Here is a 13,840-nt window from a genome sequence, read left to right as displayed (position 1 = left end):
ACCATGAGGAAGAGGCTTCTCGAGCTGTCAGCCGACGGCCTCGGCGTGACGACTTGGCAGTTCAGGCAGCACAGTCTGAACCAGCGGAGCAGAGCGTGGTAACCTGACCAGCGGCAAGCGACCAATGCTGGACGCTACCCTTTGTTTTTCCTCTCCCTTAAAGCAGCCGTGAGATGATTGCAGGCGTCTGAGGGAGGCACAGCGTGATGCCAGAGATATTTTGCGAGCGGATTGTTCACATAGACGGTCAGACCGCTGGATGCCGGTTTTACCAGCGGGAGCCTGATGGACAGGATCTTCGTTGCCATTACGAAATAGACTGGCCCGAAGGCTTATATAAAGGGCGAGCCTATGGCGTGGATGCAGTTCAGGCTCTTTTGCTTGCGATGCAGAAAGCGCACACGGATTTGCTGGCTGCGCGCGAAAATAGGGGCCGTCAGATCACTTGGCTTGATAGACGCAGTCTTGGAATGCCGATCCCCGCGACGATTGCTGACTGGGCACCCGACAACGAGTTTTAGAAGATCGACGTCCGATTATCCTCTACCGAAATCCAAAGCCGACATTCCGCTACCCACCCCTTCCGATCCCAAAATCGCTCGAATTATCAGGCGCCCGTTAGCCGTTCCACGGATTGAGGATGTTGACGCCGGCGGCTTCAAAATCGGCGACGTTGCGCGTCACCACGGTCAAACCATGTACCAAGGCTGTCGCCGCGATCCATCCATCACGTTCGCTGACCGGATCGGGCACATGCAGCGCGGCGCAGGCGGCCGCCGCCGCGCCATCCATAGCGAGAACCCGACCAGCAAAGCCGGGCTTCACGATATGGTCCAGCCATCGCCGCAAATGCTCGCCCTGGACGGGATCGCGTCGCTCGATCTGGACCACCCCCAACTCAAGTTCGAACAGCGACATGGCCGAAAGAAACGTGGTGCTGGGATCCGTTACCTTAAGCCAGCCGACAACTTCGGGAGCGGCACGCCCTGATCGGACCTTACGGCTTTCGGAAATGACGTTGGTATCAATCAGAAACATCAATCCAGGTCCGCCGGACGCGCCGCGATGCGAGCCTTGGGCGGCTCGAAATCGAAATCCTGATCGTCGTTGGGCATCAGCACATCGAGCAGAGACGTTCCACGACCGGCGAGTCGTTCATAGTCCTTGATCGCCATGACGACGAGTGAGGGCTTGTTGCGGTCGGTGATGAACACAGGGCCGGACAGCGCGGCCCGCTTGATGCTGCCGGGATCTCGGTTAAAATCTCTGCTGGTAAAGGTCGCGGTCATCGCTCCGGCTTTCATGTCGTTACATACAGACAAATAAACCTCGGAGGGATGACTGTCAATGAGAGCAAGGAGGCCAGGATCAGGAATGGACCTCACGGTGCAACCAGCATCTGATAATTCGAGCGATTTTAGGACCGGCGTGGGTGGATTCCCGAACGACAGCTTCCAGACGCAAAAGGTGGAAAACAGCCGATTCTCAACACATAGGGAATTGTCGCTCCATGCCGGGCGCCAACGAGAGTCCGAATGCTCTCCGTGAATTGGCGCAGCATATCTCGTTCTGCAATGGCGAAGGCGGTCATCAATGACATTCCAACCACATCTCGACCCCTGAGAAATCGCCGGCGGCGAGGTGCTTAGGCTTGATCCAGAAGTAATAAGCCCCTGCATCCCCCCAGCACCAGTGCATCGCATCGTCACTGGCGATCTGGAACAGGAGCAAATCCTTTGCGGGTCCGGGAACAGCATCTGATTGCAAGCCGTCATGGTAACCGCCCATGCGGTGCGGTCGGTTGCTGTACAGCTGCCGCCAGTTCGCCTCGTATGCTGGCAATGCGTCGTCCGGGATCAGCGTACGTCGGGCTGGATCGACGTACATGTCAGCCATGAATTCACGCATGGCGATGGGCGGATTAAGCCGACTGCCACGTCTATGTTCGCGAAATCTGATGGTGGGCTGATCAACAGCCTCGCGGATGCGATCATTCTGCCACCGAACGAAATCGCGATTTTCAAAAACAGCGACGAGTTCATCCCAGTCTTGTTGCGAAAGCGGGGCTTCCGGATCGTGCTTGCGTACCGCTTCGATGAGGGCATCTACTTTTGTGCGCAGACCATCTTGCCACGCTGCCTCAAGCGCAGGGCTTTCCTCAAGATAGCGAATGATTGCATCGGCATCGCCCATTTCTTGCAGCCAGGCCGTCTGCCGTTCAGCGTGATCGATCCTTGCTGAATTCCATTTCAGTTGCTCAGTCAGTCGATCAGATTCGTCGCCGCTTTGCACTCGTGCTAGCAACGCTTGGCGATCCTCCTGAGCTTTCTGGGCTTGTCGTTCGCCATGCTCGCAGATTTCACGGATAATCCCTTCCTTGTGCAATTCCGAGCAGAACACGGGTGAAAGCTGGATCGGAGGGAGCGACCGTTCAAGACCGGCACGTTGATTATGCAGAGCGTAAAGGGCTTGCCCATAGGTCAGTGGTCTGATCGGAGAGGGGCGGTCACGTTCGGGGGCGATCTGCTGACCAGGGTAAAGGTGTGAAGCAAAATCGTCTGGGGCGACCAGAACCCGCCCCTCCACATGCCTGGCATCGTTCGGAACCGAAACGGTATCGATCGGCCAGCGTCGCCAGATGTTTGGCACCTGTTCGCCAGGGAGAAGGTAACGATAGTCTGGGCCGGTATAGACGCCATCGTGCACAGGTCCGAGATCGAAGGGAGGAGCGCGCTCTAAGCCTACCTGCGGAATGTGTATGACGCGAAATGCGTCGTTGCCCGCCGGGCAACCTTGATTGGGATCTATGAACAATAACAACCAGCCTTCGCGCGGCCCCAGTCCCCCCCACAGCTCCTTGGGCAGGTCAGCGCAGCAAATCTGGGCCAGGAAGTGTAATGGCCGCTCTCCCTTATCGGGATATTCTGATGAGACTGATCGAGGCCACTCGATTTCTTCTGGCATGCACGGAAGCCCACCGAGCCAGGAGCGGGAAGGTTCATCAAGATTAGGCGGAATCTGGCGGCGAAGGATCACCGATACGTTTTCCGAGACGGCACTTGGTGCGGACACGGAACCTCCGATGTGAATGCCGTTTCCGCTACGTGCGGGCTCGGTTCTGATAGGCGAGAGCAGATCGCTATACCCGTCCTCCTGAGCTAATATCGCGCTCAGATTCCGGCGCCGTTGCGATGGTTCTGGGGCGCTTTCAGGACTGACGGATTTGCCCTGTTCGCCATGAGCTGTGCTTCCCTTCAACTTCGCTTTGAACCACCGAGGCACAATCACGAGCAACCAGTAAAGAAGCAACCCATACAAGAGTAGAGGCAGATACCCCATCAAACCCCAGAATGTATTCATCAATGGCCTCCCCCGATTATTCAGAAACCTCATGCGACAAGTTAAGTTAAATTGCGGATAATTTGCACCGGCGCATGCCGGACCGAGGCGCAATAGGAGCACGGGTAGCACAACAGCTGTTGGCTCATACTCAGTTGTCTTAAAATCGCTGATTTTCCGGACAAAGTGGCCTAGCCCCAGGAAGCTGCTCTTGCCGCCCCGCATCTGTAAACGCCTAAAATCTATGTCTGCAAATGGGCCGCCGATCCCGCCGACCCAACGGCAATTTCTGGTCGGTATTGCTTCTGAGTTCTACGATGACGAAGCGGGCCGAGCCTGCTTTATGACGTGGAAGGCGCCCCCCATAAGGCTGGTCACTTCGTCTGCGCTCAGCACGTACTGGGGCTCATAGTTCAAACCCATTTGTCGCGTCCGCTTCCAGTGATCGACGTACAATCCTTTTTTAGGGCCGAAGGTGAGGTCGATGTGCCTGGCCAATCTGGCCGACCCCTCGGCCGAATAAGCGGTGCGGAAAATCGAGATATCTACGACATAAGGGCCGATCATAACCCAGGCATGGCCGTCCCAATCGGGACTAGATGTGCTGAAGACTAACGAACCATCAATGGGTCGTCGGTCGCCAAAAACCGGTACGCCTTCCACAGCTAAGGTTCCGGCAACCACATGGATGGGCGCCTTCATGTGGCGCTCCAAGCCCACCGCCAAAGCGGCGCTCATCAGCGCGCATGCTCCCGCAATAGGCGGAAAGATGCTCAGCAGATCAATAGCGCAATGCGACAGCGCCACGCGATCGGCTTCATTCATCTCATAAGACTTGAAAGCTTTCGCCGCGGCCCAACTATGTTTATTGGCAACCAGCTTGCTCAGCTGAGTGATATCTTTGATTGCTGACATTCAGGCCGTTTATCGGCGCTGTCCCCCTTTGGCGATAGATGAATGGACGGCAGCTTTCGAAGAGCTGATTCCACCCTCTTAACGCCCGCTCTGTTGGCGGCTTTCGCCGGCATCCCCAAGTGCCCTACTTCCCAACTGAAAAGCCGTAGGGAATATACAGAAATACCTCGTGTTGCTGACTTGAGACCAGGCGACGGCCCGGTCGAGGCCGCTGACATTCACGGCATAGTCCGCGGCACAGAAGCCGACTGCACGGTTCGCTCCCGCGGCGATGCGACGGTAGATCTCGTCGCGGTACTGGTCGGGATTGACGATTGCGAGCGTCAGGCCGCCGGTCTTGTCGATCGTCGCGCGGCCGGAGCCCGAGATAGCCTTGATGAAATCGGTCAGTTTCTTCTCGGTGGCCGCGGCCGAGCCAGCCAGCTTTACCCTCAGCATGACGTCGATCTTACTGGTGTCGACCCGGCCCGCGACTGGAACTGCAGTTCCAGGTAATTCGCCTTGGTTACGGGGGACAATTGCACTGTCCCGGAGACCAGTTCGATGTCGGTACCTGGCGCGCGGTCGAGCGCGGCCAGTAACACAGTATGGATCTCCTTCTTGCGCGTAGTTTCATCGCGCGTGTCCGACGAGATCGAAACCGGCACAACCGCCGCGTCGGCCTGCCGCCGCAGACCGATCACCGGGCGGTCCTGCTGGGCATAACGGGTATTGAATCGATTTCTGGTGACGGTCACCTCGGCTTCACGATTTCGCACGAATTTGCAACGTCCGCTTTTGCTCCCAATAGCCAGGCTGCAGATCCGCATCTGCGGTTGGGGGCGCTCATCTCTTACCAGCCTGAAAAGTGAATGTAGGACTGCTTTCAAGTACGTTGGAGGAGCGCCGCAACGTGGCCTTTGTCGGCGAACGAAGAAGCATGATCAGCGCACTTGTTTCTCGAACAGCGACACAAGTTCGGAAAATTTCTGCTTCTGGTCGTGTTTATCATCCGATGCGATGGCTTCCTCTACGCAATGTGCCGCATGTACCTTGAGCACTTCGGCACGCGTTGACCGCAATGCCGCTTCTACCGCCGCGAACTGCTGAAGGATATCGATGCAGTAGCGGTCCTCCTCCATCATCTTCGCGATGCCGCGCGCCTGCCCCTCTATGCGGCGCATCCGCGCGATCTGCTTGTCGAACTTGTTGCGCATCAGATGTTCACCTTGCAAAAGCATGCGAATATTACTATACCCCTCTATAGTATATTGCAAGAGGCTTTGCGGTCATGAGCGACCATCATTGCGGACATCACCATGCCCATGCGGGCCACGCGCATGGTAGTGTGGCACCGAAGGACGGACGCTATGACAGAGTGTCCGCAGGCTATGCCGGACCAGTCTACACCTGCCCCATGCATCCCGAAGTGCGGCAAACCGGACCCGGCTCCTGCCCGATCTGCGGCATGGCTCTTGAACTAGAATCCGCCGCCATGGCTGATGAAGGCACCAATCCCGAGCTGGTCGATTTTATCCGCCGTTTCTGGATCGGCGCTGTCCTCACCGTGCCGCTGCTGGTACTTGCGATGGGGCCGATGGTCGGCCTTGGCTGGATCAGGGGAGCGCTGGGCGAACACGCCGCGCAAGAGCTCGAACTCGCACTCGGGACGCCGGTCGTTCTGTGGTGCGGCTGGCCGTTCCTGGAACGCGGCTGGAAATCTTTCCTCTCATGGAACCTCAACATGTTCTCGCTGATTGCCATGGGCGTGATCGCCTCCTGGACATTCAGCGTCGTGGCCGTGATCGCGCCGTCGATATTTCCATCAGGCTTCCGGGACATGCACGGAACCGTGCCCGTCTATTTTGAAGCGGCGGCGGTAATTGTCGTGCTTGTGCTGTTGGGGCAAGTGATGGAATTGCGTGCCCGTGAGGGGACCGGCAAGGCGATCCGCGCCTTGCTCGATCTTGCCGCCAAGACCGCGCGCGTCATCCGTGACGATGGCAGCGAAGAGGAAATTCCGCTTGAGCATGTCCATGTCGGCGATCGCCTGCGCGTGCGTCCCGGCGAAAAGGTGCCGGTCGATAGCGAAGTGGTCGATGGCCATAGCTCGATTGACGAAAGTATGATCACGGGCGAGCCGGTTCCGGTTGAAAAGACGGTTGGAGATCCCGTCACCGGCGCGACTATCAACGGGACCGGCAGCCTCGTGATTGAGGCACGCCGGGTAGGCGCGGACACGATGCTCAGCCAGATTGTCGCCATGGTTGCGCAGGCACAGCGATCACGCGCGCCGATCCAGAAATATGCCGACAAGGTGGCGGGTTGGTTCGTCCCCGCCGTGATCGGTGTTGCGGTGCTGGCCTTTATCGGCTGGGCGATATGGGGTCCGGCGCCCGCACTTTCCTATGCGCTGATCGCGGCGGTTTCCGTGCTGATCATCGCCTGCCCGTGCGCACTGGGCCTCGCGACGCCGATGTCGATTATGACGGCCACAGGTCGCGGTGCGCAGGCCGGCGTGCTGATCAAAAATGCGGAGGCGCTCGAACGCTTCGAAAAGGTAGATACGCTGATCGTCGACAAGACCGGCACGCTGACCGAGGGTAAGCCCAGGCTTGTCGCCGTAATTCCCGAATCCGGCTTCGACGAGGAGGAGGTGCTCCGGTTTGCGGCAACGCTTGAAAAAGGGTCCGAACATCCATTGGCCGAAGCCATCGTCGAGGGTGCGGAGCAGCACGGCATCGCGCTCGGCTCCGCCAATGACTTCGAGGCAGTCACTGGCAAGGGCGTCAAGGGCATGGTTGACGGAAAGCAGGTTGTGCTGGGCAATCTGAAGCTGATCACCGATCTTGCACTCGACGCGAAAGACTTTGCCGAAAAGGCCGAGGCGCGGCGCAGCAAAGGTGAGACAGTAATGTTCGTCGCCGTCGAGGGCGCCGTCACCGGAATGATCAGCGTCTCCGATCCGGTCAAGGCGACGACGCCCGATGCGCTGAAGGCCCTTCACGCGCTTGGCCTGACAATCATCATGGCGACCGGTGACAATGAGCGAACGGCCAGGGCCGTTGCCGCACGGCTCGGCATCGACAACATCCGCGCCGATGTGCTGCCGGAAGACAAGGCCCGCATCATCCGCGAATTGCAGGAACAGGGTCGTAAGGTCGCGATGGCGGGTGATGGCGTCAACGACGCGCCCGCGCTCGCTCAGGCCGATGTCGGCATTGCCATGGGCACCGGCGCCGATGTCGCGATCGAAAGCGCCGGAATCACGCTGGTAAAGGGCGATCTCGATGGCATTGTCCGCGCGCGGCGCTTGGCACATGCGACCATGCGCAATATCCGGCAAAACCTGTTCTTCGCGCTAGTCTATAATGGGGCGGGCGTACCAATTGCCGCTGGTGCGCTCTATCCGTTTCTCGGCATCCTCATCAGCCCCATGTTCGCCGCTTTCGCGATGAGCGCTTCGTCGATTTCGGTGGTGACCAACTCGCTGAGATTGCGTGGTTTCAAGCTGTAACCCACAGACTCGATGATAAGGCATCGTTTCGGATTCGCCAACGACCGAGATGTCGGCGGCTCCCGTCGGCCCGCCCGGGCCGCGAGCAAAGGGCAGCATTTCAACATTTTTACCGGGAACCAGACTTTCCGGAGCCGCCGACAAAACGGACATTGACGGTCCCACAACTGCACCTCACGATGCCCGCATGAGACGATCGCTTCGAGGAATTGCCTGCGCATCAGTGCTGTTCACGCTTGCGTGCTCGAATGGGCAGGCGACCAGTGCTCCAGCCGCTGGAACTGAAAGCGAAAATTCTGCGACCTCTATGGCAGCCGTGCCACTGGCTGGCCGCGTGACCGATACGGCTCATATCCTATCGCCCCAAGAACAGGCCACCCTGAGTGGCAGGCTAGCGAAGCTAGAGCAGAAAACGCAGCATCAACTGGTCGTTGTAACAGTGCCCTCGCTTGATGGACGCGATGTCGCCAATTACACGAGAGACTTAGCGAACAGCTGGGGAATTGGGCGCAAAGGCTATGATGACGGCGTGGTTCTTCTGGTCGCGCCAAAAGAGCGCAAGGTCCAAATAGCAGTTGGCTATGGCTTGGAGAAGCGACTGCCTGATGGGGTCTGCCAACAAATTATCGATCAGAAAATCCTTCCGAGCTTCCGAAAGGGAGATCTCTCCGGCGGCATTGAAGCGGGCACGGATGCGTTGATTGCGCGCTTGGAATAATGTCCACTCCCCCCAACTTTTCTGCCGATGAAGGCGCCCCAGGCACGGCCTGAAACCTGACTGCCAGAACGGACGACTGGTTTGGAAGAGACGATTTGGTCCGCTGAACGGCCGCTCTGTTGGCGCGTGCTGCTCGGCAGTTTGCCCGTCTCAAACCGGGAGGGTCGCCAATTGTGCGGGCCGCTCGCGTACCAGCGCCGCCGATGGTCAACGATGGGTGGTTTGCAGAAGGTCCGGTTTTGGGCAAGACGACCCTGAAAGCTGACATTACATAGGACGCGACAGTGTGATGGAGATGCAAGTGGCGCGACTGAAACACACCATTAAAAACAGCAGCAGTCAGCCGCAATTTGTGAACTTCGAACTCTCTACACAGCGCTACCGGCTCGAACCGGGGCAACAAATGTATTTCTTTTACGAGTCCGATTTCCCGACACGCGATGGCTTTTTACCCATGCGGGTAACGAACTGATCGCGGTTCCTGAAGATCTGGGGCTGGCGTCCTTTCGGCCGGAGCACGTGCGGAGCTACATCATGATCAATCTGTCGCGCATCATCAGGCCGATCTGGATGCGTTAGCAGATACCATAAACGAAGCGGGTCGGGGATGCGTCAACATCGTCCCGACCCTCGCCACGATCGATCCTGGAGGAACATATGGCTAAGACCCCCCATATCATACAAGCAGATGAACAACAGCCCACACACGAGATGTACGTTTTCGGTGGGGTGCCCCCATGGCGATCCTCCGGCTGCCTGCGGTCAAGGCGAGGACAGGGCTGAGCCGAGCGACCATATACCGCAAGATCCAGAACTCAGAGTTCCCACGGCCGCATCAGTTGAGCCAGCGGGCCGTTGGATGGCTCGAATCCGACGTCGAAACGTGGATTGCCAACTGCATCGCGGGAGGTACCAATGACCGTTGAGATTGGGGGCATCCTTAGGGGCATTGATTGCCAAAGGCGTAATAAATATCACGAAATTTCAAGATATTGCGTAGATCTTGATGAATCCCTCCCCTCTCCGCCACTTTTCCTCCTGTTGCAAGACTTTCCCCTTCGGGGTGACCTGTGCCTGCAAATGCTCCGCAACATATCGCTGGTCGGGCGATTGCCAGTCCGATGTCATCATCTGACAGCCAAGAAACTCGATACTAAAGGGATCGATCAGATCCAAAATCGATCGAGAGCATTGCGCGGCGGCCAATCTACCAGGAACAATTCTGCCGGCCATGTTGAAGGGACGATTGCCGAACCTTCAGATCAGGAAATCAGATAGTCAGTCTGGACGTGCCATGGCTTTGGGTAATGTGCCTTTCAAGGCGGCGACAAAACGTTGCACCTTCGGAGAAAGGTGACGTTTGTCAGGATAGACCGACCAGATCGGCTCCTCGGGAGGAGCGAACTCTTCGAGAATGGGCACCAGCTGGCCCGATTGAACTGCGTCATTGAGATAGAAATCGGGCAATTGGCAGATGCCCATGCCGTCCCGGGCTGCTTCCAGGACGGCGTAGCCATTGTTGCAGCTCCAGACGGGACGCGGGCGGTATAGTATTTCATCGCCCTTTTCGGAAAAGTGCCACTGCAACGTGGTGCCTGTCAGGCAATCGTGCTCGTTCAGGTCAGCGATCTTCTCAGGTGTCCCCATGCGTTCCAGATAGGCCGGGGCGGCACAAGTACGGGACCGTCGCGAAGCAATCTTTGCAGCAATCAGGTCGGAGGATGGAAGATTGCCCGTGCGAACGCCAAGGTCATAACCCTCGGCCACCAGGTCGATCGTGCGGTCCGTCACATCCAGATAAACGGTCAGCTGGCGGTGCTGCTTGGCAAATTGTCGCGCAACCGGAGCGATGAAACGCTCGCCCAGCGCAACGCAGCAGGTGATCCTCAGATCGCCGCGCGGCTCGCCCTGATCACGGATGAGCGCAACGGCCTCGTCTCTTTCCTGTACCAGCCGAATGCAGTGGTCGAGGAAAGTTTGCCCGGTAGGAGACAAGAGCACCCTACGGGTGGTGCGGTGCAGCAGCTGGGCCCCCAGCCGATCCTCCAGCCGGGCGAGGGCACGGCTCATATGCGTGCGCGACACGCCGAGCGAAGCGGCTCCGGCGATGAAGGAGCCAGTCCGGGCCACGGCCACGAATTCCTCTATCCCTTCCCAACCGTCCATTCGATTCGCACCTTTTTAGAGCCCAATATACTCTGGTCGCTCCACTTAAGTGTAATGGCGGCTCTATGCTAGGCGGCGTGGACAAATTAGCGATGTTTGGCGAACAGATCTCGCTGGGCTTGGTTGACCGCTCCGCTGTCCGAATCGACTTTCCGCTTTGACTCCGGTCGAGCCCGCTCTCGAGCCAAGGAATGCCCCAGTGTATCCTGGTGCCCAAAGAACACCGCCTGTCATCGAATATGCATCTCCCCCGCCTATCAGGGCTCAATAGAAATTGAAGCATCGGCCAGCCATCAGCCATGGCGCAAATCACGAGAATCGATGCAACACTCCCCTCAACAACCCTCCGTCGTCGAACCCTCCGCTGAGGACATGTCGGCTTTCTGGATGCCTTTCACCGCCAACCGGGCCTACAAGGCACGTCCGCGAATGCTCTCTTCGGCGGACGGCATGTTCTATCAAACGTCGGAGGGACGGACCGTGCTCGACGGCACCGCTGGCCTATGGTGCGTCAACGCGGGCCATAATGCGCCCAGCGTTACCCGCGCCATCCAGGATCAAGCGGCGAAGCTGGATTTCGCACCGACTTTCCAGCTGGGCCATCCGCTTCCCTTCGCGCTCGCCACCCGCCTTGCCGCGCTGATGCCCGCCGGACTCGACCGCATCTTCTTTACCGGTTCCGGAAGCGAATCCGCGGATACCGCGCTCAAGATGGCGATCGCCTATCACCGATCGCGTGGCGACGGATCGCGTGTACGGCTGATCGGCCGTCAACGCGGCTATCATGGCACCAATTTCGGCGGTATGTCGGTCGGTGGCATCGGCGGCAATCGCCGTGCCTTCGTCACACAGGTCGCCGGAGTCGACCATCTCAGCCATACCCATGGCGTGGTGCCGCGCTTCTCCAGGGGACTCCCGGAATCGAACGTCGATCTCGCGAGCGAACTGGAGGATGTCGTCGCCCTGCATGGAGCGGAAACGATCGCAGCGGTCATCGTGGAGCCCGTCGCGGGCTCCACGGGTGTATTGATCCCCCCTCGCGGCTATCTCGAACGACTGCGCGAGATCACGCGCCGTCATGGCATCCTGCTGATTTTCGATGAGGTCATCACGGCCTTTGGTCGTCTCGGCACCGCGACGGCCGCTGAATATTTCGGTGTGACACCCGACATCCTTACCATGGCGAAGGGTTTGACGAACGGCGCCGTGCCCATGGGGGCGGTGGCCGCGAGCCGGGACGTCCATGACACCATTGTCGACAATGCGCCCGACGGGATAGAATTCTTTCACGGCTATACCTATTCGGGCCATCCGCTTGCAGCCGCGGCCGGCCTTGCCTCTCTGGAAACCTATGCCGAATCTCGCCTGTTTGAACGCGCGGCCAGACTCGCTCCCTATTGGGAAGCGGCAATCCATCGCCTTCAAGAGGCGCGGCATGTCATCGACGTTCGCAATCTTGGGCTTATGGCCGGCATCGAACTTTCACCGCGAAAGGACGCAGTGGGCGCGCGCGCGATGGAGGCATTCCACGCCGCCTTCGACAGAGGCGTCCTCATCCGCGTGACCGCCGATATCATCGCGCTTTCACCCCCCTTGATCATCAGCGAAGGACAGATCGACCACATCGTTGAAACGATCACGCACATCTTGGAAGATGTCGAATGACGACAATCGCTAAAGCCGAAGCGACGCCCGAAGCTTTAGCACTCGGCGGCGAGAACGATCGCCTTTCCCGAAGTCTGCGACCGCGCCATGTCGAGATGATCGCTATTGGCGGCATCATCGGGGCTGGCCTTTTCGTCGGCAGCAGCACCGCCATCGCTGGCATCGGCCCGGCCGCGATTGTGAGCTATATAGTCGCGGGCGGCATCGTCATGCTGGTCATGCGCATGTTGGCCGAGATGGCCACTGCGGAACCGGGCGTTCAATCCTTCCCCGAGTTCGCGCGGCTTGGCCTGGGCGACTGGGCTGGTTTCATGAGCGGTTGGCTCTACTGGTATTTCTGGGTGGTAGTGGTGGCGATCGAGGCGATCGCGGGCGCGACGATCCTGGCGCAATGGTGGCCTGGCCTCTCGATCTGGCAAGTCGCGGCGTTGCTCACCGTCGCGCTGGCGGGCACCAATCTTCTTTCCGCACGATCCTATGGCGAGTTCGAATTCTGGCTGTCGGGGCTGAAGATCGCGGCGATTGTCGTCTTCATCCTTGTCGGCCTTGCCTATGTGACCGGCATGTTCGGGGCCAATGCCGGCCTTGGCAACTGGACGGCGCATGGCGGCTTTTCCCCCAAAGGGCTTTCCGCCCCGCTCGCCGGGGTGACCAGCGTGATCTTCGCCTTGGTCGGGGCGGAGATCGCCACCATCGCGGCGGCGGAATCGGACGCGGGCCCACGCATTATCGCCCGGATGACCTTCACGGTCGCGATTCGAATCTTGCTGTTTTACGTGCTTTCGATCGCGTTGATCGTCGCTGTGGTTCCCTGGAACGAGATCCTGCCCGGCCAATCGCCCTTTGCCGCCGCCATAGCCAGGATGGGGATTCCCGGGGGCGCCATGATCATGCAGGCGGTCGTGCTCATCGCCGTACTGTCGTGCCTCAATTCCGGTCTGTATGTAACCTCTCGGGTCCTCCATTCCCTCGCTCTGCGCGGCGATGCGCCGGCGGCGCTTCGGGTGGTCAGCGGTCCTGGCGTGCCGCGTCGCGCAATCATATTCGGCACGATCTTCAGCCTTGCCGCGCTGGCGGTTGCCATCGTCTCCCCCGACACGGCTTTTGCATTTCTGGTCAACGCGTCCGGGGCGATCATGCTGGTCCTGTATCTGCTGATCGCCTCTGCGCAGTTGCGCCTGCGCATGAAGATGGAACGGGAAGCCCTGCGCCCTGTCTTAAGCATGTGGCTCCATCCGTGGGGCAGCATCGCGACGATTGGCGCGATCGCCGCCGTTCTGATCACGATGGCGATCGACCCGGACCTCCAAAGCCAGTTCCAGGCCAGCTCCGCAGCGGTCGCTATCGTGCTGGTCGGGTGGGCGGCACGGCGATCCAATCTTCTCACATAATTTCAAACCTCGAAACTTCGCCGCCTCTCCAGCGACTGGGTTCCCACGGCGCGGCAGCGATGTGAACCCTCCCTTCGACCGGCATCGTATGATGGTGACCGGCGCCGCCTTGTCGCCAATCGTCGTGCGCACCGTCTTGCCCGTATTTCT

Annotated in this window: 15 protein-coding genes; 7 read left to right on the top strand and 8 right to left on the bottom strand. The window is 59.0% G+C overall.

The window, feature by feature from the left end:
* Positions 1-206 precede the first annotated feature (206 nt).
* Complete coding sequence (locus tag ACN9MX_RS11275) at positions 207-521, top strand: DUF6968 family protein (protein WP_363827100.1); 315 nt, start codon at positions 207-209, stop codon at positions 519-521.
* Between the two features lie 97 nt (positions 522-618).
* Here the strand turns inward: ACN9MX_RS11275 and ACN9MX_RS11270 are convergent, their stop codons facing one another.
* The 7 genes from ACN9MX_RS11270 to ACN9MX_RS11240 all read right to left on the bottom strand — a co-directional run bounded on the left by ACN9MX_RS11270 (position 619) and on the right by ACN9MX_RS11240 (position 5,474).
* On the bottom strand, positions 619-1,038 hold the full coding sequence (locus tag ACN9MX_RS11270) for a type II toxin-antitoxin system VapC family toxin (protein ID WP_363827097.1): 420 nt from the start codon (positions 1,036-1,038) through the stop codon (positions 619-621).
* The gene (locus ACN9MX_RS11265) at positions 1,038-1,289 is read right to left on the bottom strand and encodes a type II toxin-antitoxin system prevent-host-death family antitoxin (RefSeq protein WP_363827095.1); all 252 of its coding nucleotides are present in this window, start codon (positions 1,287-1,289) and stop codon (positions 1,038-1,040) included. The genes ACN9MX_RS11270 and ACN9MX_RS11265 overlap by 1 nt, the downstream gene beginning before the upstream one ends.
* 301 nt (positions 1,290-1,590) lie before the next feature.
* Positions 1,591-3,360 carry a DUF1963 domain-containing protein gene (locus tag ACN9MX_RS11260; RefSeq protein WP_426387031.1) on the bottom strand — a complete coding sequence of 590 codons (1,770 nt, stop codon included), beginning with the start codon at positions 3,358-3,360 and terminating at the stop codon, positions 1,591-1,593.
* A gap of 291 nt (positions 3,361-3,651) precedes the next feature.
* The gene (locus ACN9MX_RS11255; RefSeq protein WP_426387030.1) at positions 3,652-4,254 is read right to left on the bottom strand and encodes a hypothetical protein; all 603 of its coding nucleotides are present in this window, start codon (positions 4,252-4,254) and stop codon (positions 3,652-3,654) included.
* 78 nt (positions 4,255-4,332) lie between these two features.
* Entirely contained in the window at positions 4,333-4,692 is a 360-nt protein-coding gene (locus tag ACN9MX_RS11250) for a hypothetical protein (protein WP_426387029.1), read from the bottom strand.
* Positions 4,686-5,063 carry a hypothetical protein gene (locus ACN9MX_RS11245; protein WP_426387028.1) on the bottom strand — a complete coding sequence of 126 codons (378 nt, stop codon included), beginning with the start codon at positions 5,061-5,063 and terminating at the stop codon, positions 4,686-4,688. Before ACN9MX_RS11245 ends, ACN9MX_RS11250 begins: the two co-directional genes overlap by 7 nt.
* 114 nt (positions 5,064-5,177) lie before the next feature.
* Positions 5,178-5,474, bottom strand: a complete 297-nt coding sequence (locus tag ACN9MX_RS11240; RefSeq protein WP_363827085.1) for a metal-sensitive transcriptional regulator — start codon at positions 5,472-5,474, stop codon at positions 5,178-5,180.
* Positions 5,475-5,524: 50 nt separating this feature from the next.
* Here ACN9MX_RS11240 and ACN9MX_RS11235 point away from each other — a divergent pair, with 50 nt between their 5' ends.
* The 4 genes from ACN9MX_RS11235 to ACN9MX_RS11220 all read left to right on the top strand — a co-directional run bounded on the left by ACN9MX_RS11235 (position 5,525) and on the right by ACN9MX_RS11220 (position 9,394).
* Complete coding sequence (locus tag ACN9MX_RS11235) at positions 5,525-7,750, top strand: copper-transporting P-type ATPase (protein ID WP_426387027.1); 2,226 nt, start codon at positions 5,525-5,527, stop codon at positions 7,748-7,750.
* A 334-nt stretch (positions 7,751-8,084) separates the two neighbouring features.
* The gene (locus ACN9MX_RS11230) at positions 8,085-8,468 is read left to right on the top strand and encodes a TPM domain-containing protein (RefSeq protein ID WP_363827081.1); all 384 of its coding nucleotides are present in this window, start codon (positions 8,085-8,087) and stop codon (positions 8,466-8,468) included.
* A gap of 289 nt (positions 8,469-8,757) precedes the next feature.
* On the top strand, positions 8,758-8,940 hold the full coding sequence (locus ACN9MX_RS11225; RefSeq protein WP_363827078.1) for a hypothetical protein: 183 nt from the start codon (positions 8,758-8,760) through the stop codon (positions 8,938-8,940).
* A gap of 265 nt (positions 8,941-9,205) precedes the next feature.
* On the top strand, positions 9,206-9,394 hold the full coding sequence (locus ACN9MX_RS11220; RefSeq protein ID WP_426387026.1) for a helix-turn-helix transcriptional regulator: 189 nt from the start codon (positions 9,206-9,208) through the stop codon (positions 9,392-9,394).
* A gap of 352 nt (positions 9,395-9,746) precedes the next feature.
* On the opposite strand, the gene ACN9MX_RS11215 is transcribed toward ACN9MX_RS11220, so the two are convergent.
* Entirely contained in the window at positions 9,747-10,634 is an 888-nt protein-coding gene (locus tag ACN9MX_RS11215; protein ID WP_426387025.1) for a LysR family transcriptional regulator, read from the bottom strand.
* A gap of 387 nt (positions 10,635-11,021) precedes the next feature.
* Between ACN9MX_RS11215 and ACN9MX_RS11210 the strand changes: the two genes are divergently transcribed.
* Positions 11,022-12,299 carry an aminotransferase class III-fold pyridoxal phosphate-dependent enzyme gene (locus tag ACN9MX_RS11210; RefSeq protein WP_426387024.1) on the top strand — a complete coding sequence of 426 codons (1,278 nt, stop codon included), beginning with the start codon at positions 11,022-11,024 and terminating at the stop codon, positions 12,297-12,299.
* Entirely contained in the window at positions 12,296-13,690 is a 1,395-nt protein-coding gene (locus ACN9MX_RS11205; RefSeq protein WP_426387022.1) for an amino acid permease, read from the top strand. Before ACN9MX_RS11210 ends, ACN9MX_RS11205 begins: the two co-directional genes overlap by 4 nt.
* Positions 13,691-13,840: the final 150 nt, after the last annotated feature.

The organism is Sphingobium sp. R-21, from assembly GCF_049913335.1.
In the GTDB taxonomy this organism is placed as follows: domain Bacteria; phylum Pseudomonadota; class Alphaproteobacteria; order Sphingomonadales; family Sphingomonadaceae; genus Sphingobium.
Note: the sequence above shows the minus strand (reverse complement) of the source record. Positions and strands in the feature narration are given on the sequence as shown.